This window comes from Enterobacter cloacae complex sp. 2024EL-00711 (assembly GCF_047529885.1).
Taxonomy (GTDB): Bacteria; Pseudomonadota; Gammaproteobacteria; order Enterobacterales; family Enterobacteriaceae; genus Enterobacter; species Enterobacter ludwigii.
The window spans coordinates 782,499-800,067 of the sequence record NZ_JBLIZC010000001.1; the positions used below are offsets into that span (position 1 = coordinate 782,499).

At 57.8% G+C, this 17,569-nt stretch carries 17 protein-coding genes; 11 read left to right on the forward strand and 6 right to left on the reverse strand.

What is annotated here, in order from left to right; genetic code table 11:
* Positions 1 to 330: 330 nt before the first annotated feature.
* From xthA to ACMVME_RS03880, 6 genes are all read left to right on the forward strand, one after another.
* Positions 331 to 1,137 carry an exodeoxyribonuclease III gene (xthA, locus tag ACMVME_RS03855; protein ID WP_020884424.1) on the forward strand — a complete coding sequence of 269 codons (807 nt, stop codon included), beginning with the start codon at positions 331 to 333 and terminating at the stop codon, positions 1,135 to 1,137.
* Positions 1,138 to 1,143: 6 nt separating this feature from the next.
* On the forward strand, positions 1,144 to 1,827 hold the full coding sequence (locus ACMVME_RS03860; protein ID WP_025204411.1) for a TVP38/TMEM64 family protein: 684 nt from the start codon (positions 1,144 to 1,146) through the stop codon (positions 1,825 to 1,827).
* A 15-nt stretch (positions 1,828 to 1,842) separates the two neighbouring features.
* Positions 1,843 to 3,003, forward strand: a complete 1,161-nt coding sequence (locus ACMVME_RS03865) for an ABC transporter substrate-binding protein (protein WP_025204412.1) — start codon at positions 1,843 to 1,845, stop codon at positions 3,001 to 3,003.
* Positions 2,976 to 4,505 (forward strand): thiamine ABC transporter permease, encoded by a 1,530-nt coding sequence (locus tag ACMVME_RS03870; protein ID WP_032681218.1) that lies wholly within the window; start codon positions 2,976 to 2,978, stop codon positions 4,503 to 4,505. The genes ACMVME_RS03865 and ACMVME_RS03870 overlap by 28 nt, the downstream gene beginning before the upstream one ends.
* The gene (locus ACMVME_RS03875) at positions 4,505 to 5,125 is read left to right on the forward strand and encodes an ATP-binding cassette domain-containing protein (RefSeq protein ID WP_032681219.1); all 621 of its coding nucleotides are present in this window, start codon (positions 4,505 to 4,507) and stop codon (positions 5,123 to 5,125) included. The genes ACMVME_RS03870 and ACMVME_RS03875 overlap by 1 nt, the downstream gene beginning before the upstream one ends.
* Positions 5,126 to 5,198: 73 nt before the next feature.
* Positions 5,199 to 6,506, forward strand: a complete 1,308-nt coding sequence (locus ACMVME_RS03880; protein WP_032681220.1) for a rhodanese-like domain-containing protein — start codon at positions 5,199 to 5,201, stop codon at positions 6,504 to 6,506.
* On the opposite strand, the gene ACMVME_RS03885 is transcribed toward ACMVME_RS03880, so the two are convergent.
* Both ACMVME_RS03885 and ACMVME_RS03890 read right to left on the reverse strand, forming a co-directional pair.
* Positions 6,503 to 7,120, reverse strand: a complete 618-nt coding sequence (locus ACMVME_RS03885) for a CDP-alcohol phosphatidyltransferase family protein (RefSeq protein WP_025204416.1) — start codon at positions 7,118 to 7,120, stop codon at positions 6,503 to 6,505. The two genes, ACMVME_RS03880 and ACMVME_RS03885, sit on opposite strands and share 4 nt — an antisense overlap.
* Positions 7,113 to 7,682 carry a carboxymuconolactone decarboxylase family protein gene (locus ACMVME_RS03890; RefSeq protein ID WP_020884431.1) on the reverse strand — a complete coding sequence of 190 codons (570 nt, stop codon included), beginning with the start codon at positions 7,680 to 7,682 and terminating at the stop codon, positions 7,113 to 7,115. Before ACMVME_RS03890 ends, ACMVME_RS03885 begins: the two co-directional genes overlap by 8 nt.
* Before the next feature lie 75 nt (positions 7,683 to 7,757).
* On the opposite strand from ACMVME_RS03890, the gene ACMVME_RS03895 reads away from it, so the two are divergent.
* The gene (locus tag ACMVME_RS03895) at positions 7,758 to 8,174 is read left to right on the forward strand and encodes a pyrimidine (deoxy)nucleoside triphosphate diphosphatase (protein WP_047357299.1); all 417 of its coding nucleotides are present in this window, start codon (positions 7,758 to 7,760) and stop codon (positions 8,172 to 8,174) included.
* Here the strand turns inward: ACMVME_RS03895 and ACMVME_RS03900 are convergent.
* Entirely contained in the window at positions 8,134 to 8,406 is a 273-nt protein-coding gene (locus ACMVME_RS03900) for a YnjH family protein (protein ID WP_014169653.1), read from the reverse strand. The genes ACMVME_RS03895 and ACMVME_RS03900 overlap by 41 nt on opposite strands.
* 228 nt (positions 8,407 to 8,634) lie before the next feature.
* Between ACMVME_RS03900 and gdhA the strand changes: the two genes are divergently transcribed.
* Positions 8,635 to 9,978 (forward strand): NADP-specific glutamate dehydrogenase, encoded by a 1,344-nt coding sequence (gene gdhA / locus ACMVME_RS03905; protein WP_414743387.1) that lies wholly within the window; start codon positions 8,635 to 8,637, stop codon positions 9,976 to 9,978.
* Positions 9,979 to 10,027: 49 nt separating this feature from the next.
* On the opposite strand, the gene ACMVME_RS03910 is transcribed toward gdhA, so the two are convergent.
* The 3 genes from ACMVME_RS03910 to ACMVME_RS03920 form a co-directional block, all read right to left on the reverse strand.
* The gene (locus tag ACMVME_RS03910) at positions 10,028 to 11,935 is read right to left on the reverse strand and encodes a DNA topoisomerase III (protein ID WP_020884435.1); all 1,908 of its coding nucleotides are present in this window, start codon (positions 11,933 to 11,935) and stop codon (positions 10,028 to 10,030) included.
* A gap of 4 nt (positions 11,936 to 11,939) precedes the next feature.
* Positions 11,940 to 12,983, reverse strand: a complete 1,044-nt coding sequence (gene selD, locus ACMVME_RS03915) for a selenide, water dikinase SelD (protein WP_020884436.1) — start codon at positions 12,981 to 12,983, stop codon at positions 11,940 to 11,942.
* A gap of 116 nt (positions 12,984 to 13,099) precedes the next feature.
* Entirely contained in the window at positions 13,100 to 13,651 is a 552-nt protein-coding gene (locus ACMVME_RS03920; protein WP_014169648.1) for an NAD(P)H nitroreductase, read from the reverse strand.
* Between the two features lie 167 nt (positions 13,652 to 13,818).
* Here ACMVME_RS03920 and sppA point away from each other — a divergent pair, with 167 nt between their 5' ends.
* The 3 genes from sppA to pncA all read left to right on the forward strand — a co-directional run bounded on the left by sppA (position 13,819) and on the right by pncA (position 17,406).
* Entirely contained in the window at positions 13,819 to 15,675 is a 1,857-nt protein-coding gene (sppA, locus tag ACMVME_RS03925) for a signal peptide peptidase SppA (protein ID WP_068794518.1), read from the forward strand.
* Positions 15,676 to 15,738: 63 nt separating this feature from the next.
* The gene (ansA, locus tag ACMVME_RS03930) at positions 15,739 to 16,755 is read left to right on the forward strand and encodes an asparaginase (protein WP_020884438.1); all 1,017 of its coding nucleotides are present in this window, start codon (positions 15,739 to 15,741) and stop codon (positions 16,753 to 16,755) included.
* Positions 16,756 to 16,764: 9 nt separating this feature from the next.
* Positions 16,765 to 17,406: a bifunctional nicotinamidase/pyrazinamidase gene (gene pncA, locus ACMVME_RS03935; protein WP_020884439.1), complete on the forward strand. Its 642-nt coding sequence runs from the start codon at positions 16,765 to 16,767 to the stop codon at positions 17,404 to 17,406.
* Positions 17,407 to 17,569: the final 163 nt, after the last annotated feature.

Sequence of the window (17,569 nt, forward strand, 5' to 3'; positions counted from 1 at the left end):
GCATAAACGGGTTAGGGTTACAGAATATCAATAAGTTACGATATGGAGTTATTCACTGTTATTGCATAAAAAGTGAATATTTTTACGACAAGCGGCGCTTTGCCGCACGAAAATAAGAAAGAGTATGCAGAAGCCAAATATAATTCTGGAATTGTGATCGCTCGCGAAATTTATCGGTTCTTTACGCCCTGTTGGGGGGCAATGCGCGTCAGAATGGTGCAAATATTGCACCGTTGGCATGATCTGTCGCAGTTATTGGTCGAACCCCGTAACAGATGACGCAAATTCTGCTACCATCCATGCACTATTCACCTTGCATTGGCAGCGACTATGAAATTTGTCTCTTTTAATATCAACGGCCTGCGTGCCCGCCCTCACCAGCTTGAAGCAATTGTTGAGCAACATCAGCCAGATGTGATCGGCCTGCAGGAGACAAAAGTTCACGACGATATGTTCCCCCTCGAAGAGGTGGCGAAGCTCGGTTACAACGTCTTCTATCACGGACAGAAAGGTCACTATGGCGTGGCGCTGCTGACCAAAGAGACGCCGGTTTCCGTACGTCGTGGCTTCCCGGGCGATGATGGCGAAGCGCAGCGTCGCATCATCATGGCGGAAATTCCTTCACCACTTGGCAATATCACGGTGATTAACGGGTATTTCCCGCAGGGTGAGAGCCGCGACCATGAGACAAAATTCCCGGCCAAAGCAAAGTTTTATCAGGATCTGCAGGATTACCTGACCACCGAACTGAAAAAAGAGAATCCGGTGCTGATCATGGGCGACATGAATATCAGCCCGACCGATCTCGATATCGGCATTGGAGAAGAGAACCGCAAACGCTGGTTGCGTACCGGTAAATGTTCTTTCCTGCCGGAAGAACGCGAGTGGATGGAACGCCTGCTCGGCTGGGGTCTGGTTGATACTTTCCGCACCGCCAACCCGGAAACGCAGGATCGCTTCTCGTGGTTTGACTACCGCTCAAAAGGCTTTGATGACAACCGCGGTCTGCGTATAGACCTGCTGCTGGCCAGCCCGCCGCTGGCGGAACGCTGCATCGAAACCGGCATCGACTACGATATCCGCAGCATGGAAAAACCGTCTGACCATGCGCCGGTCTGGGCGAAATTCAAACTGTAACCTCGTGTGAACACGCAAAAAATACTCCTGATGTGCGCCCTTCTGGGCGCATTTGTTCTGACCTTCGTCTTTCTTCCGCCGGGGACGCTCTCCCTGGAAACCATCAAAACGCACCAGCAGTCGCTCCTCTCGCACGTGGAACAGGCGCCGTGGCAAAGCGCGTTTTTCTTTTTCGCCCTCTACGTGTTGGTCTCCGCCCTGTCGATACCCGGTGCGGCGATACTGACGCTGCTGGCGGGAGCGCTGTTTACGCTGTGGGAAGGCACCCTGCTGGTCTCGTTTGCTTCTACCCTCGGCGCCACGCTGGCGATGCTTGCCAGCCGTTATCTGCTGCGCGACTGGGTACAGCGGCGATTCACATCACAGATGAATACGGTGAACGCCGGTATGGCGCGGGACGGTGCAGGGTATCTTTTTGCCCTGCGTCTGATGCCCTTGTTCCCGTTTTTTCTGGTGAATCTGCTCATGGGGCTGACACGTATTGCGGTCAGTCGCTACTGGTGGGTGAGCCAGGTCGCCATGCTGCCTGCAACCATTATCTTTCTGAACGCCGGACGCGCGCTGGGGAAAGTGAATTCGCTTCGCGATATTTTATCGCCGGGACTGATATTCGCCTTTACACTACTGGGGTTATTGCCGCTGGCGACGCGCTGGCTGTTTTCCCGGTTTACCCCTTCATCAAAAAAGTGAGGCATTATGCGCCGTGTGCGTTTTTGCACGTTTCTGAGCGGTCTGCTGCTGGCAGCCCCGCTGTTTGCAGCGGACAACTGGCAGGCTATCCAACAACAAGCCAAAGGCCAGACCGTCTGGTTTAACGCCTGGGGCGGCGATCGGGCGGTAAACCGCTACCTCGAGTGGGTAAGCGGTGAGATGAAAACGCATTACGACATAACCCTTAAAATCGTCCCACTGGCGGATGCCGCCGATGCGGTCAAACGTATTCAAACAGAAGCCGCCGCAGGCCGGAAAACAAACGGTTCAGTCGACCTCTTATGGGTCAACGGTGAGAACTTCCGTACCCTGAAAGCCGCTAACCTGCTGCAAACCGGATGGGCGCAGACCTTGCCCAACTGGCGCTATGTCGATACCCGTAAACCGGTTATGGAGGATTTTGCTGTCCCCACCGATGGCGCGGAATCCCCGTGGGGCGGTGCACAGCTCACCTTTATTGCCCGCCACGCAAGCCTGCCTGCGCCCCCAAACGATCCTCAGGCGTTACTGGCGTATGCGCAGCAGCATCCGGGCAAAGTCAGCTACCCACGCCCGCCCGATTTTACCGGTACGGCATTTCTGGAACAGTTGCTCCTGACCCTCACCGCTCACCCGGAGGCGCTGCAAAAAGCCCCTGATAACACCTTTGCCCAGGTGACGGCTCCGCTGTGGCACTACCTGGACAAATTACACCCGCTGCTGTGGCGAAAGGGAGAGGACTTTCCTCCCTCGCCCGCCAGAATGGATACCTTGCTTGCCAGCGGTAGTCTCAATCTCTCCCTGACCTTTAACCCGGCACATGCGCAGCAAAAAGTGGCCAGCGGTGAACTGCCTGCCGACAGCTACAGCGTTGGTTTTGACAACGGAATGATAGGCAACGTCCATTTTGTGGCCATTCCGTCGAATGCCAGTGCAAGCGCAGGCGCGAAGGTGGTCGCCAATTTCCTCCTTTCACCGCAGGCGCAAATTCGCAAGGCCGACCCGGCCATCTGGGGAGACCCGAGCGTACTGGATGCGAAAACACTGCCCGAAAAAGAAGCGAAGCTGCTCGCTGCGCATACGCCGGCAGGGCTGCCGAAAATGCTTCCCGAGCCGCACGCTGCCTGGGTTAACGCGCTGGAGCAGGAATGGCTGCGTCGTTACGGCACCCGCTGAGCTGGCTCGTCTGGCTGGCGATGGCAGTCATCTATCTGCCGTTGCTTCCCGCCGCCGCCATACTGTTTGCCCCGGCATTCTCGCTGAACAACTGGCAGTTGCTGCTTAACGACCCGCAGCTGCCACAGGCAACGGTCGCCACGCTGGTCTCAACGCTTATCGCGACGCTGGGGTCGATGTTTATCGCTCTGGTGATCGTGGCCCTCCTGTGGCCGGGCGAGCGCTGGCGACGGCTCAGCAGCCGGCTGCCGTGGCTGCTCGCCGTTCCTCATGTGGCCTTTGCCACCAGCGCTTTACTGCTTTTTGCCGAAGGGGGCCTGTTGTATCAGGTGTGTAGCGTCTGTACGCCACCACTTGACCGATACGGTGCAGGGCTGGGGCTGACGCTTGCGGTAAAAGAGAGCGCGTTTGTGCTGTGGGCCCTTTACGCCGTCCTGCCGGAAAAACGCCTTGCGCAGCAAAAGGTCGTGCTGCATACCTTCGGCTACGGGCGTTTTCAGGCGCTGAACTGGCTCATCCTTCCGACGATCGCGCCGGCTCTTGGCGCGGTGATGCTGGCGGTGCTGGCCTGGTCCCTGTCGGTAGTGGACGTGGCGATGGTGCTCGGGCCCGGCAATCCCCCGACGCTTGCCGTACTGGCGTGGCAGTGGCTCAGTCAGGGCGATGCGCAGCAGCAGACAAAGGGAACGCTGCTGTGCCTGCTTCTCCTTCTGCTGCTGGCCGCGCTTTCTGCACTGGGTTACGGCGCATGGAGACTCTGGCGTCGCACGCTGCCGGATCTGAGCGGACGCCGTCGAATGTCGCTTATCGCACCACCAGCGCGTCTGCTCAGCGGATTTCTGCCCGCCTGCGGGGTGCTTTGCGCGGTCGTGCTGCTCATGCTGGCGCAGCGGGACGACATCGGTGCGGTTGGCGCCAGTCTCACCTTTGGCCTGCTCGCCAGCCTGATTTCGCTGGGGGTAATTGTTCTCTGGCTTGAGTGGGGACCGCAGCGAGGCACACAGTGGGTGTGGTTGCCGCTGGCGCTGCCGGCGCTGCCCCTCGTTACTGGGCAATACGTTATCGCGTTGCGACTGGGTATCGACGGGCACTATGCCGCCGTGCTGTGGAGCCATCTGCTGTGGGTTTTACCGTGGATGTTGTTGGTCCTCCAGCCAGCCTGGCAGAGGATCGATCCCCGGCTGATCCTTACCGCCAGAACGCTCGGCTGGCAGCGGGGAAAAATCTTCTGCTTACTGAAATGCCCCTTGCTGGTACGCCCGGCGCTGCTGGCTTTCGCGACCGGGTTTTCCGTCAGCATGGCGCAATACATGCCAACCCTCTGGCTGGGCGCGGGCCGTTTTGCGACGCTAACCACTGAAACCGTGGCGCTCAGCAGTGGAGGCAGCATTCCACTTCTGGCTAACCGGGCGCTGGGGTTGCTGTTGGTCACGGGGAGCGTGTTTGCCCTCGCCGCCCTGCTATCCCGGCTCGCAAGCCGTTACCGACGAGGATTACGTTAATGCTGCAGGTCAGCAATCTCACCATTGAACCGCTTTTCCGCGAGGTCAATTTTTGTGTACCACGCGGCGAAATAGTCACGCTGATGGGGCCTTCCGGCAGCGGAAAATCAACCCTTTTTGCCTGGATGGTGGGCGCACTGCCAGACGACTTTCAGGCTCAGGGCGAACTGTGGCTTGATGAACGTCGCTGCGACGGACTGCCCGTGGAGGCCCGCGGGTTGGGGATCCTCTTTCAGGATGCCCTGCTGTTTGACCATTTCAGCGTCGGACAAAATTTGCTGCTGGCATTACCTGAACGGATTGTCGGACGAGCGCGGCGGGAAGCGGTCGAGCAGGCGCTCGGTTCTGCCGGGCTTGCCGGGCATTACGCCAGCGATCCTGCGACCCTTTCCGGCGGTGAACGTGCCCGGGTCAGTCTGCTGCGTGCCCTGCTTGCAGAGCCGCAGGCGTTACTGCTGGATGAACCGTTCAGCCGTCTCGATAATGCGTTACGCGCCTCGTTTCGGGCATGGGTATTTGACACTACCCGCGCACGCAATATTCCGGTGGTTCTGGTCACGCATGACGACGAAGACGTGCCCCCGGGCGGCGAAGTGATTGAGATTTCTCGCTGGCAATAATGTGCTAACGCAATGTTTTACCTTTCAGGAGAGACGACAATGCCCCCCTCTTTTACTGACGTCAGGTTATTCGATGAAACGTGTTTCTCAACTGACTGCGCTGGCCATGCTGTGCGGCCTCGCTTCATTTTCCTCTCTGGCTGCTGATATGCCGCACGCCATGACGCTGTCTCAACTTCAGGCACAACACGGTGCGGTGATCGACACCCGCGCCAGCGCGTTTTACAACGGCTGGCCGCAAACGCTGAGCGCGCCCTCCGGGCATGAGCCCGCCGCACTTAACCTTTCCGCCTCCTGGCTTGGCGCGATGAGCGATGACCAGATTGCCGTCTGGGCCAGACAGCACCAGCTTACACCGGCCATGACGATCGCGCTCTACGGCCGCGACGCCGATAATCAGGCGGTCAAAGCGCGGCTGGAAAAAGCCGGTTACCACCAGATTTCCGTGCTCAACGATGCCCTGCAGGTACCTGAGCGTCTGCAGCGTTTGCCGCACTTTGAACAACTCGTCTACCCGGAGTGGATCCACCAGCTTCAGCAGGGTAAACCCGTCACTGCCGCGCCGACGGGCGACTGGAAAGTCATTGAAGCCGCATGGGGCGCGCCGAAGTTTTATCTGCTGAACCATATTCCCGGTGCCGGCTACATTGATACCAACGAAGTGGAAAGCGAACCGCTGTGGAATAAAGTTTCTGACGACACGCTAAAAGCGATGCTGGCGAAGCACGGGATCCGTCACGATACGACCGTCATTCTGTATGGCCGTGACGTATATGCCGCCGCCCGCGTGGCGCAGATCATGCTGTATGCGGGCGTGAAGGACGTCCGCATTCTTGATGGCGGCTGGAAAGCCTGGTCTGACGCGGGTCTGCCGGTTGAACGGGGAATGCCCAAAGACGTGAAGCCCGCCCCCGATTTTGGTGCACCGATCCCCGGCCAGCCGCAGTTGATGGTGGATATGGCGCAAGCACGCGGGATGCTGCATCGCCAGGACGCGTCGCTGGTCAGCATTCGTTCCTGGCCGGAGTTCATCGGCGAAACCAGCGGCTACAGCTACATCAAGCCAAAAGGTGAAATTGCCGGTGCCCGCTGGGGTCATGCCGGTAGCGACGCCACCCATATGGAAGATTTCCATAATCCGGATGGCACCATGCGCAGCGCTGACGACATCGCCGCCATGTGGAAAACCTGGAACATCCTGCCGGAACAGCACGTCGCGTTTTACTGCGGCACCGGCTGGCGTGCGTCCGAGACGTTTATGTACGCACGGGCGATGGGCTGGAAAAATGTCGCCGTCTATGACGGCGGCTGGTACGAGTGGAGCAGTCATCCACAGAACCCCGTCTCCAGCGGAAAACGCGGGCCAGAAAGTTCACGCTAACGGGTAAGTGACTTCAGCGTCACATACCCGCTCCAGATGCGCGTTGTGGTGGTCAGCCAGCACAACGCGCCAAATATCCACGCCAGCACGCTGAAGTGCGCCGGAAAGAGGCAGCACAGCACGAACAGCGCGATCGTCTCCGTCCCCTCCGTTAACCCCCCGAGATAGTAAAACGACTTATGCGCGTAGCCGGGGTTGTCGATGTTGTGTTTCGCTGCCAGCGCGGCAAATGCCAGAAAACTGCTCCCGGTACCGATAAAGGCAAACAACAGCCAGCCAGCGGCAAGCGCGTTCTCTGCGGGGGCCGCCAGCGCGAATCCGAAGGGAACCAGCGCGTAAAACAGAAAATCGAGGGCGATATCAAGAAAGCCTCCCGCATCCGTCAGCCCGCGCCGGCGCGCCAGCGCACCGTCCAGACCATCCAGCAGGCGATTCAGCACGATGGCGACGAGCGCCGCCGGATACCAGCCGAGGGCCAGAAACGGTAAGGCCAGCACGCCTATAGCAAACCCGGTCAGGGTTAATCCGTCAGGCGTGATCCCCGGCTTATCCAGTACTGACACCAGTCGGTTGAGCGTGGGTTTAATCCGCGGGTGCAGATGACGATCAAGCATGGGGATCCTCTTTAAACGTGGCACATAACCCCTGCGCCGGGATGTCCAGCGCGGCATTAAAGCGTGCAGAGAGATTCTGAAACGCAATCAGCGCCGTCATTTCGGCGATCGCGTCCTCGCTGAAATGGCGTGTGATCTCACTTTTGATTTCGTCATTCACACGGGGCGGCGTCGCGGTGACAGCCTCGGCATAGGCCAGCGCCGCACGCTCCTCTTCGCTAAAAAGAGCGGAATCACGCCACGCGTTGACGGCCTGAACCTTATCCAATGCGCCCGAGCGCTCCGCCAGGCGCAAACTGTTGGCATCGATACAAAAAGCGCAGTGACAAAGCTGCGATACCCGGGTCATTAACAGCGAACGGAGCACCGGCGACAGGCGCGCGTGACGACGTTCGAGAAAACCGACGAACAATGCCACCAGCCAGAAAAGACGTGGCATCCTTCCCCACCAGCGCGTGGGGTTAAGCACGGCACCAAAGTGTTTTTTCTGCATGGCGGCAATCGGTTTTATGCTGACCGGAAGGGTGGCGATGGGATCTACCCAGGTGGACGTCTCTTTCACCTGATTCTCCTGATGGCTGGACTCTTAGAATGGGCACGATAATATGGTGTTTTTCGCTAACAAGTATTGACGACCATGCTAAAAACAGTCGATGTCGTTGCGGCAATCATCGAAAAAGACAACAAAATTTTACTGGCCCAGCGCCCGGCTCATGCCGACCAGCCGGGCATGTGGGAATTCGCAGGCGGAAAAGTAGAAGCCGGTGAGACGCAGTCCGAGGCGCTTGTCCGCGAGCTTCACGAAGAACTCGGCATCCACGCGCAGCCTGGTGAGTATGTGGCAAGCCATCAGCGTGAGGTGTCACAGCGGTTAATCAACCTTCACGCCTGGCACGTTCCGGCGTTCAGCGGCGCGCTGACGGCGCATTACCACAGTGCGCTGGTGTGGTGTACGCCCGAAGATGCATTTGGTTTCAACTTAGCGCCTGCGGACATCCCGCTGCTGGAGGCGTTTATTGTTTTACGCGACGCCAGACCAGCGGATTCGTGCTAATGGTGCGTTCATCACGCTGGCACTGCAACAGAATGCCGTCCGCTTTTACCACCGCCCCTTCCGAATAGTTCTGATCCTGATAGATGCAGCACTGGTTACACGGCTGCGCTCGCTGGCCGCTGGAGCTGAACACCTCCGGCGGCACATTCACGTCCACATCCGGGCGAATGCGGTCTGCCTGCGCGCCTGCGGTAAACATCAAACATAACGCGGCTATCACGTAACGGTTCATAGACTTATCTTCCTGTTGTGCCCTGATAAAGACTATAACGGTAAACCGGCGCAGAACCTTTAATTTATCTCCTCATCGCTTTTGGTTATGACGCAGCCCCGCTGATTAATTTCCCTTTCGGCATGCATTTCTGCTTGCTTCACAAAGCGGTACGGATGGTATAGTCAAAAAAACAACACAATTCGTATAAGCAATATACATAAAATAATATAAGGGGTTCTTATATCTATGGATCAGACACGCTCTCTGGAAGCTTTCCTCTCTTATGTTCAACAGCGCGACCCGCATCAAAGTGAGTTTGCGCAGGCCGTACGTGAAGTCATGACCACGTTGTGGCCGTTCCTTGAAGAAAACCCGCGTTATCGCCAGATGTCACTGCTTGAGCGCCTCGTGGAGCCGGAGCGCGTGATCCAGTTTCGCGTGACCTGGGTAGATGACCGTAATCAGGTCCAGGTTAACCGCGCGTGGCGCGTGCAGTTTAATTCCGCCATCGGCCCGTTTAAGGGCGGGATGCGTTTCCACCCTTCCGTGAATCTGTCGATTTTAAAATTCCTCGGCTTTGAGCAGACGTTTAAAAACGCCCTTACGACCCTGCCAATGGGCGGCGGGAAAGGCGGCAGTGATTTCGATCCGAAAGGCAAAAGCGAAGGCGAAGTGATGCGTTTCTGTCAGGCGCTGATGACCGAACTCTATCGTCATCTTGGTCCCGATACTGACGTTCCGGCGGGCGATATCGGCGTCGGTGCGCGTGAAGTGGGCTTTATGGCCGGCATGATGAAAAAGCTCTCGAATAATAGCGCCTGTGTCTTTACGGGCAAAGGGCTCTCCTTTGGCGGCAGCCTGATCCGTCCGGAAGCCACCGGCTACGGGCTGGTCTTTTTTACCGAGGCGATGCTAAAGCGCCACGGCTTAGGGTTTGAAGGTATGCGCGTGGCGGTGTCCGGCTCCGGTAACGTGGCCCAGTACGCCATTGAGAAAGCAATGCAGTTTGGTGCCCGCGTGGTTACCGCGTCAGATTCACGCGGTACCGTGGTGGATGAAGCCGGTTTTACGGCCGAGAAGCTGGCACGCCTGTGCGACATTAAAGCCAGCCGCGACGGCCGTCTGGCGGATTATGCCCGTGAATTTGGTCTGACCTGGCTCGAAGGCAAACAACCGTGGGGCGTGCCGGTCGATATCGCCCTGCCATGTGCGACCCAGAACGAACTGGATACCGAGGCCGCACGCACCCTGATTACCAACGGCGTGAAGGCCGTGGCCGAAGGGGCGAATATGCCAACCACCATCGAAGCGACCGATCTGTTCCTTGAGGCCGGCGTGCTGTTTGCGCCAGGCAAAGCCGCAAACGCCGGTGGCGTGGCGACCTCTGGCCTGGAGATGGCGCAAAACGCCGCGCGCCTCGGCTGGAAGGCAGAGAAAGTGGATGCGCGTCTGCACCACATTATGCTGGATATTCACCACGCCTGTGTCGAGTACGGCGGTGAGGCATCGCAAACCAACTACGTGCGCGGAGCAAATATCGCCGGGTTCGTGAAGGTCGCGGATGCGATGATGGGGCAAGGGGTTATCTAAGCACGCTGTCGCCCTTTCCCGTCGGGAGAGGGCGACAACCGAAAGCACATCAGGCTGCGCTTTTTTTCTTTTTGAACGGTTTCTTCGGCGCACCACCCGGTGCAACCATCCCCCGGAACTGCTTCACCGGCGTATTACGCGCCTGGTTAATCAGCTCGTACAAGGTCCCCACCAGCGGCTGCATAAAGTCCTGATAGCGACACTGCTTTTCACTGATTTGCGTCAGCACAGATTCCCAGTGTGCCGTCATGTCCGGCCTTGCGGCCAGCTCAGGCAGTGAGTGAATCAATGCGCGCCCCGGTTCAGTCGAGTGGATATAGCGCCCTTTTTTCTCCAGAAAACCGCGCTTAAACAGCAGCTCGATAATGCCCGCACGGGTCGCTTCCGTGCCCAGTCCGTCGGTGGCACGCAAGATCTTCTTCAGATCCTTATCCTGAACAAAACGGGCGATCCCGGTCATTGCCGAGAGCAGTGTCGCATCGGTGAAGTGGCGCGGCGGTTGGGTCTGGCGTTCAACCACTTCGCCTTTCTCACACAGCAGCTCGTCATCTTTGGCAACCACCGGCAGCGGCGTGCCGTCATTCTCTTCGTCACGCTCTTTGTTGCCAAGCAGCGTGCGCCAGCCAGCCTCCGCCAGGAAACGCGCCTTGGCGATAAATTTCCCTTTGGCAATTTCCAGCTCAATCACGCATTTGCGGAACACGGCGTCCGGGCAGAACTGCATCAGGTACTGACGAGCTACCAGGTTATACACCTTCGCTTCGTTTTCCGTGAGGTTAACATTGCTGGCGCGCGCCGTCGGGATAATCGCATGGTGGGCATCCACCTTTTTATCATCCCAGCAGCGGTTATGAATGTCCGGATTCACAACCGGTTGTGGCAGCAGATCCGGCGCGTGAACGGCAATGGCGTTCATCACCGAGTGACGGCCGGCAAAGTGCTCTTCCGGCAGATACCGGCTGTCCGAACGCGGATAGGTAATGAGCTTGTGGGTTTCGTAGAGCTTCTGGCAGATATCAAGGACGTTCTGCGCGCTCAGACCGAAGCGTTTCGCCGCTTCAATCTGCAGCGCGGAAAGCGAGAACGGCAGCGGCGCGGGTTCTGATTCCCGTTTATCGTTATAGCTGGTGACAATAGCAGGCTGACCGGTAATCCGGTTGACCACGTGCTCCGCCAGCGGACGGTGCAGCAACCGCCCCTCTTCATCCTGATACGATTCGCAGGCATCGCTTGGCTGCCAGACGGCGGTAAAGCGCTCGTCTTTCGGCGTGACGATATGCGCTTTAACCTCAAAGAAATCTTTGGCGACGAAATTCTCAATCTCTTCGTCACGACGCACCACCAGCCCCAGCACCGGCGTTTGCACACGCCCGACGGAGAGGACGCCCTGATAACCGGCATTACGCCCCAGGATGGTGTAGGCGCGGGTCATGTTGATCCCGTAAAGCCAGTCCGCACGAGCGCGGGCCAGCGCGGAAACGCACAGCGGAATAAACTCGCTGTTCGCGCGCAGACGTGAAATGGCCCGCTCCACGGCCTGCGGATTGAGGTCGTTAATCAGGCAGCGCTGGACCTGCTGGCGTTTTTCCGGCGCCAGCTCCAGATAGTCCAGCACCTCATCCACCAGCAGTTGCCCTTCCCTGTCCGGGTCACCCGCGTGGATGACTTCCGTCGCGTCATGCAAAAAACGTTTAATCACGTTGAGCTGTTTGGTGACGGAGGGCCGTGGCTGCAGGCGCCATTTTTCAGGGACGATGGGCAGGTCATTGAGGTTCCAGCGGGCATAGCGGCTGTCGTAGACATCCGGCTGCGCCTGCTCAAGCAGGTGGCCGATACACCAGGTGACCACCTGCCCGTTACCGCATTCGATAAAGCCGTCGCCCTTGCGATGCGGCTTCGGCAGCACATCGGCAATGGCACGGGCCAGGCTCGGCTTTTCGGCAATAAACAACCGCATTGAATTAACGGATCTCAATCATCGGTCGGCCACCGCGCGCGGTCACCAGTTCACCGATCGCCGTCAGGGTAATACCAAACTCTGCGGCCGTCGCCTGGACGTCGGCTTCAGCGTCTGGCGTGACCGCCAGCAGCAAACCACCGGACGTTTGCGGATCGCACAGCAGATTGCGCCACGCTTCAGGCATTTCACCCATCAGATGACCATAGCTGGCAAAGTTACGCTGGGTACCGCCCGGAACGGCGCCCGCTGCAATGTACTCCTCCACACCCGGCAGCTTCGGCACGTCCTGATACCAGACCTGCGCCTGTACGCCCGCGCCCTGACACACTTCGGAGAGGTGTCCGAGAAGGCCAAAACCGGTCACGTCGGTCATGGCTTTCACGCCGTCGATATTCGCAAAGGCCGCACCCGCGAGGTTCATCTGGCACATGACCTCGGTTGCCAGCCCCTGGTGTTCCGGCTTCAGCAGCGATTTTTTCTCCGCAGTAGTGAGGACACCAATGCCCAGCGGTTTGGTGAGGAACAGCTTGCAGCCCGCCTGCGCGGTGCTGTTGCGTTTCACGCGCTCGGTGGGCACCACGCCCGTGACCGCGAGACCGAAGATCGGCTCCGGCGCATCGATAGAATGCCCCCCGGCCAGCGCGATCCCCGCCTGCTGGCAGGCAAAACGTCCCCCTTCAATCACTTCACGGGCAATTTCAGGAGCAAGGGTGTTAATCGGCCAGCCCAGAATGGCAATCGCCATAATCGGTTTGCCCCCCATGGCGAAAATATCGCTGATGGCGTTGGTGGCCGCAATACGCCCGAAATCGAACGGGTTGTCGACAATCGGCATAAAGAAGTCGGTGGTGCTGATAATGCTGGTGCCGTTACCCAGGTCATAAACTGCCGCATCGTCACGCGTTTCGTTACCGACAAGCAGGTTCGGGTCGACAAACTTCGCCTGTTCACTGTGGAGAATGGTCTCCAGCACTTTCGGGGAAATTTTACAACCGCAACCGGCTCCGTGGCTGTATTGCGTTAAACGAATGGTTTGCTCGCTCATGGACGTCTCCTGTCATCTCAATCGCGCTATGGTAGCGCTCATTCCATAAAGAGGTAAGTATGACTGTCTGAATTCTGCGGCAGATGCTCAGAATCCAGACAGTTTAGCGCGCGTTATCAGAAACGGCTGACGAAAGGCGTGGTGTCCGGCACATTAATGGTGGCGGAGGCTTTAAGCTGAGGCGTGCCGAGATAGAGGAAGCCGACAATTTTATCATGTTCACCACAGGCGAATCCGTCGCGAACCGGCTGGCTGTTGGTCAGCGGCCCTGTGCGCCAGATACCGTTAAACCCTTGTGCCACGGCGGCCATTTGCATTGCCATGACGGCACAGCCGGCAGACATTTCCTGCTCCCAGACCGGCACTTTGTGGTCGGCCTGACATTTCGCCACGACAGCGATGATCATCGGCGCACGGAATGGCGCACTGCGGGCTTTCTCAATACCCTTCTCATCCTGACCTGCGGCAACCGCCCCCTGCTCCAGTATCTGACTGAAACGATCGCGGCCTTCACCTTCAATCACAAAGAAGTGCCATGGCTGCAGCGTACCATGATCCGGTGCACGCAGGCCGGCACGCAGAATATTCTCCAGTTGCTCCCCTGCCGGCGCCGGCTCGGTGAGACGTGAAGCGCTACGGCGGTTAACAAGCAGTTCAAGTGCGTCCATTGGTTAACTCCTTTCTTGAAATTTACTCACAAAATTAACACGGCGGCAGATTTTGTTACAGCGTAGCAGGCGATTCCTGCTGACAAGTGACGGTTGGGTCATTACGATAACCGCACATTGCCGTCCCGTGGCGACGGAAACAGTCATTTTCTGGTTAGGGAGAATACATGCGAACCCTTTGGCGAATCATTGCCGGTTTCTTTAAATGGACGTGGCGACTGCTCAACTTCGTCCGCAACCTGGTGATGAATATCTTCTTCATCCTCCTGGTTCTGGTTTGCGCAGGCGTCTGGATGCATATCAGCAACGCAAATCAGGCGCAGCATTCGACTCGCGGGGCGCTGTTACTTGATATCACGGGCGTCATCGTCGATAAGCCGTCCACCAGCAATCGTCTGGGCGTTATTGGCCGTCAGCTGTTTGGCGCGACATCAGACCGTCTTCAGGAAAACTCCCTGTTCGATATCGTCGATACCATTCGTCAGGCAAAAGATGACCGCAACATTACCGGCATCGTGCTGGATCTGAAAGATTTTGCCGGCGGCGACCAGCCTTCAATGCAATACATTGGTAAAGCGCTGCGCGAATTCCGTGACAGCGGCAAGCCGGTGATTGCGGTCGGGGACAGCTACAGCCAGGGGCAGTATTATCTGGCCAGCTTCGCCAACAAAATCTGGCTCTCCCCGCAGGGTACGGTCGATCTGCATGGCTTTGCCACTAACGGTCTGTATTACAAATCGCTGCTCGACAAACTGAAAGTCACCACCCACGTCTTCCGCGTCGGAACCTATAAATCCGCCGTGGAGCCGTTTATTCGTGATGATATGTCCCCTGCGGCCCGTGAAGCGGACAGCCGCTGGATTGGTGAGCTGTGGCAGAACTATCTGAGCACCGTGGCCGCTAACCGCCAGATAACCGCTGAACAGGTGTTCCCTGGCGCGCAGGGCGTGCTGGAGGGCCTGCGCAAGGTTGATGGTGATACCGCAAAATATGCGCTGGATAACAAACTGGTCGATGCGCTGGGCACCAGCGCGGATATCGAAAAATCACTGAGCAAACAGTTTGGCTGGAGCAAAGAGGATAAAAACTTCAGCGCTATCAGCATGTACGATTATGCGACCAAAAAGCCGGATGACAGCGGTGACAGCGTCGCGGTGGTCTTTGCTAATGGTGCCATCATGGACGGCGAGGAAACGCCGGGTAACGTGGGCGGCGATACCACCGCATCGCAAATCCGTGATGCTCGCCTTGATCCGAAAGTGAAGGCGATTGTACTGCGCGTAAACAGCCCTGGCGGCAGCGTCAGCGCTTCTGAAGTGATCCGCGCTGAACTTGCCGCGGCACGTGCAGCCGGCAAGCCGGTAGTGGTATCGATGGGTGGAATGGCGGCCTCGGGCGGTTACTGGATTTCAACCCCGGCTAACTACATCGTCGCCAACCCGAGCACGCTGACCGGCTCGATTGGCATCTTTGGGGTGATTAACACCGTGGAAAACAGCCTGGATTATCTGGGCGTCCATACCGATGGCGTTGCCACTTCACCGCTGGCGGATGTGTCGGTCACCAAATCGCTGCCGCCTGAAGTCTCTGAGATAATGCAGCTCAGTATCGAGAACGGCTACAAGCGCTTTATTACGCTGGTGGCAGAGTCCCGTAAAAAGACACCGCAACAGATCGACGACATTGCGCAGGGCCACGTCTGGACCGGCCAGGATGCGAAGAATAATGGTCTGGTAGACAGCCTGGGCGACTTTGATGACGCGGTGAGGAAAGCCGCCGAACTGGCGAAGCTCAAGCAGTGGCACGTTGAGTATTACCAGGACGAGCCGTCGTTCTTTGACCTGGTGATGAACAGCATGTCCGGCTCCGTGCGTGCCATGCTGCCTGAGGCGCTGCAGGCGTATCTGCCTGCGCCAGTCGCGACGGCGGCTAAAGCAATGAAAGCGGAAAGCGACAAACTGGCGGCCTTTAACGATCCACAAAGCCGTTACGCGTTTTGTCTGACCTGTGCAAACGTCCGTTAAACACCGTCCCCTCTTCCCGTGAAGAGGGGATTTTTTTCTTTTGAAGAACAAGAACTCACTACCATGCAGAAGAAATCGATTTATGTAGCCTACACTGGCGGTACCATCGGTATGCAGCGCTCTGAAAACGGCTATATCCCGGTCTCCGGCCACCTTCAGCGCCAGCTCGCGCTGATGCCTGAATTCCACCGTCCGGAAATGCCTGACTTCACCATCCACGAATACGAGCCGCTGATGGACTCCTCCGATATGACGCCGGAAGACTGGCAGCATATCGCGGACGACATTAAAGCCCATTACGACCAGTACGACGGCTTTGTGATCCTGCATGGTACCGACACAATGGCGTTTACCGCCTCGGCACTCTCCTTCATGCTGGAGAATCTGGGCAAACCCGTCATCGTCACCGGCTCGCAAATTCCGCTGGCGGAGCTGCGTTCTGACGGGCAGATCAACCTGCTCAACTCCCTGTATGTGGCAGCGAATTACCCGATTAACGAAGTGTCGCTGTTCTTCAACAACCGACTGTATCGCGGCAACCGGACCACGAAGGCGCACGCCGATGGCTTTGACGCTTTCGCCTCACCGAACCTGCAGCCGCTGCTGGAGGCGGGCATCCATATTCGTCGTCTTGGCACCCCGCCTGCGCCGAGCACGGCGGGCGAACTGATTGTTCATCCGATCACGCCGCAACCGATTGGCGTGGTAACGATTTACCCGGGTATCTCTGCAGATGTGGTGCGTAACTTCCTGCGCCAGCCGGTGAAAGCGTTGATCCTGCGCTCTTACGGCGTGGGCAATGCCCCGCAGAACGGCGAGTTCCTGAAAGAGCTGCAGGAAGCGAGCGAGCGTGGGATCGTGGTGGTTAACCTGACGCAATGCATGTCCGGTAAAGTCAACATGGGCGGTTACGCCACCGGTAACGCCCTCGCGCATGCAGGCGTTATCAGCGGATTCGATATGACCGTTGAAGCCACGCTGACTAAACTTCACTATTTACTGAGTCAGGATCTGGACATTCAGTCCATCCGCAGCGCGATGATGCAAAACCTGCGCGGCGAACTGACGCCGGACGAATAAGGAGGCACCATGACGCAACGCGCCCTGTTACTGGTCGATTTGCAAAATGATTTCTGTGCGGGCGGCGCACTGGCCGTCGCTGAAGGTGACAGCACCGTAGACGTGGCGAATACGCTGATTGAGTGGTGCAAAACGCGGGGTGAGGCAGTTGTCGCAAGCCAGGACTGGCACCCGGCTGACCACGGCAGTTTTGCCAGCCAGCACGGCGTTGAGCCCTTCACGCAGGGTGAGCTTGACGGCCTGGCACAAACCTTCTGGCCGGATCACTGCGTGCAACAGACGGAAGGTGCGCAGCTGCATCCGCTGCTGAATCAGAAGGCCATCGACGCGGTGTTTCATAAAGGGGAAAACCCGTCTATTGACAGCTACAGCGCCTTCTTTGATAACGGGCATCGCCAGAAAACGGCGCTGGACGGGTGGTTACGCCATCACGAAATCACCGAACTGATTGTGCTGGGTCTGGCGACGGATTACTGCGTGAAGTTCACCGTGCTGGACGCCCTCCAGCTAGGCTATACCGTCAGCGTCATCACCGATGGCTGTCGCGGGGTGAACATTCAACCGCAGGACAGCGCACAGGCGTTTATGGATATGGCCGCGGAAGGCGCCACCCTGTACACCCTGGAAGACTGGCTGGAAACGCACGCCTGACCTTCTCGTCGGGCAAGCCACAGTGCTGCCCGGCACGCCCCGTCTCATTCCCCATAAAGTGAACTCCCTCGCATCACCAGCGAAGCGGCAATGCTATTCTCTTCAGGCTGTTTTTTCGCCACGCCTTTTCCGTGGCGTGGTTATTTTTGTTAAGTCAAAGAGG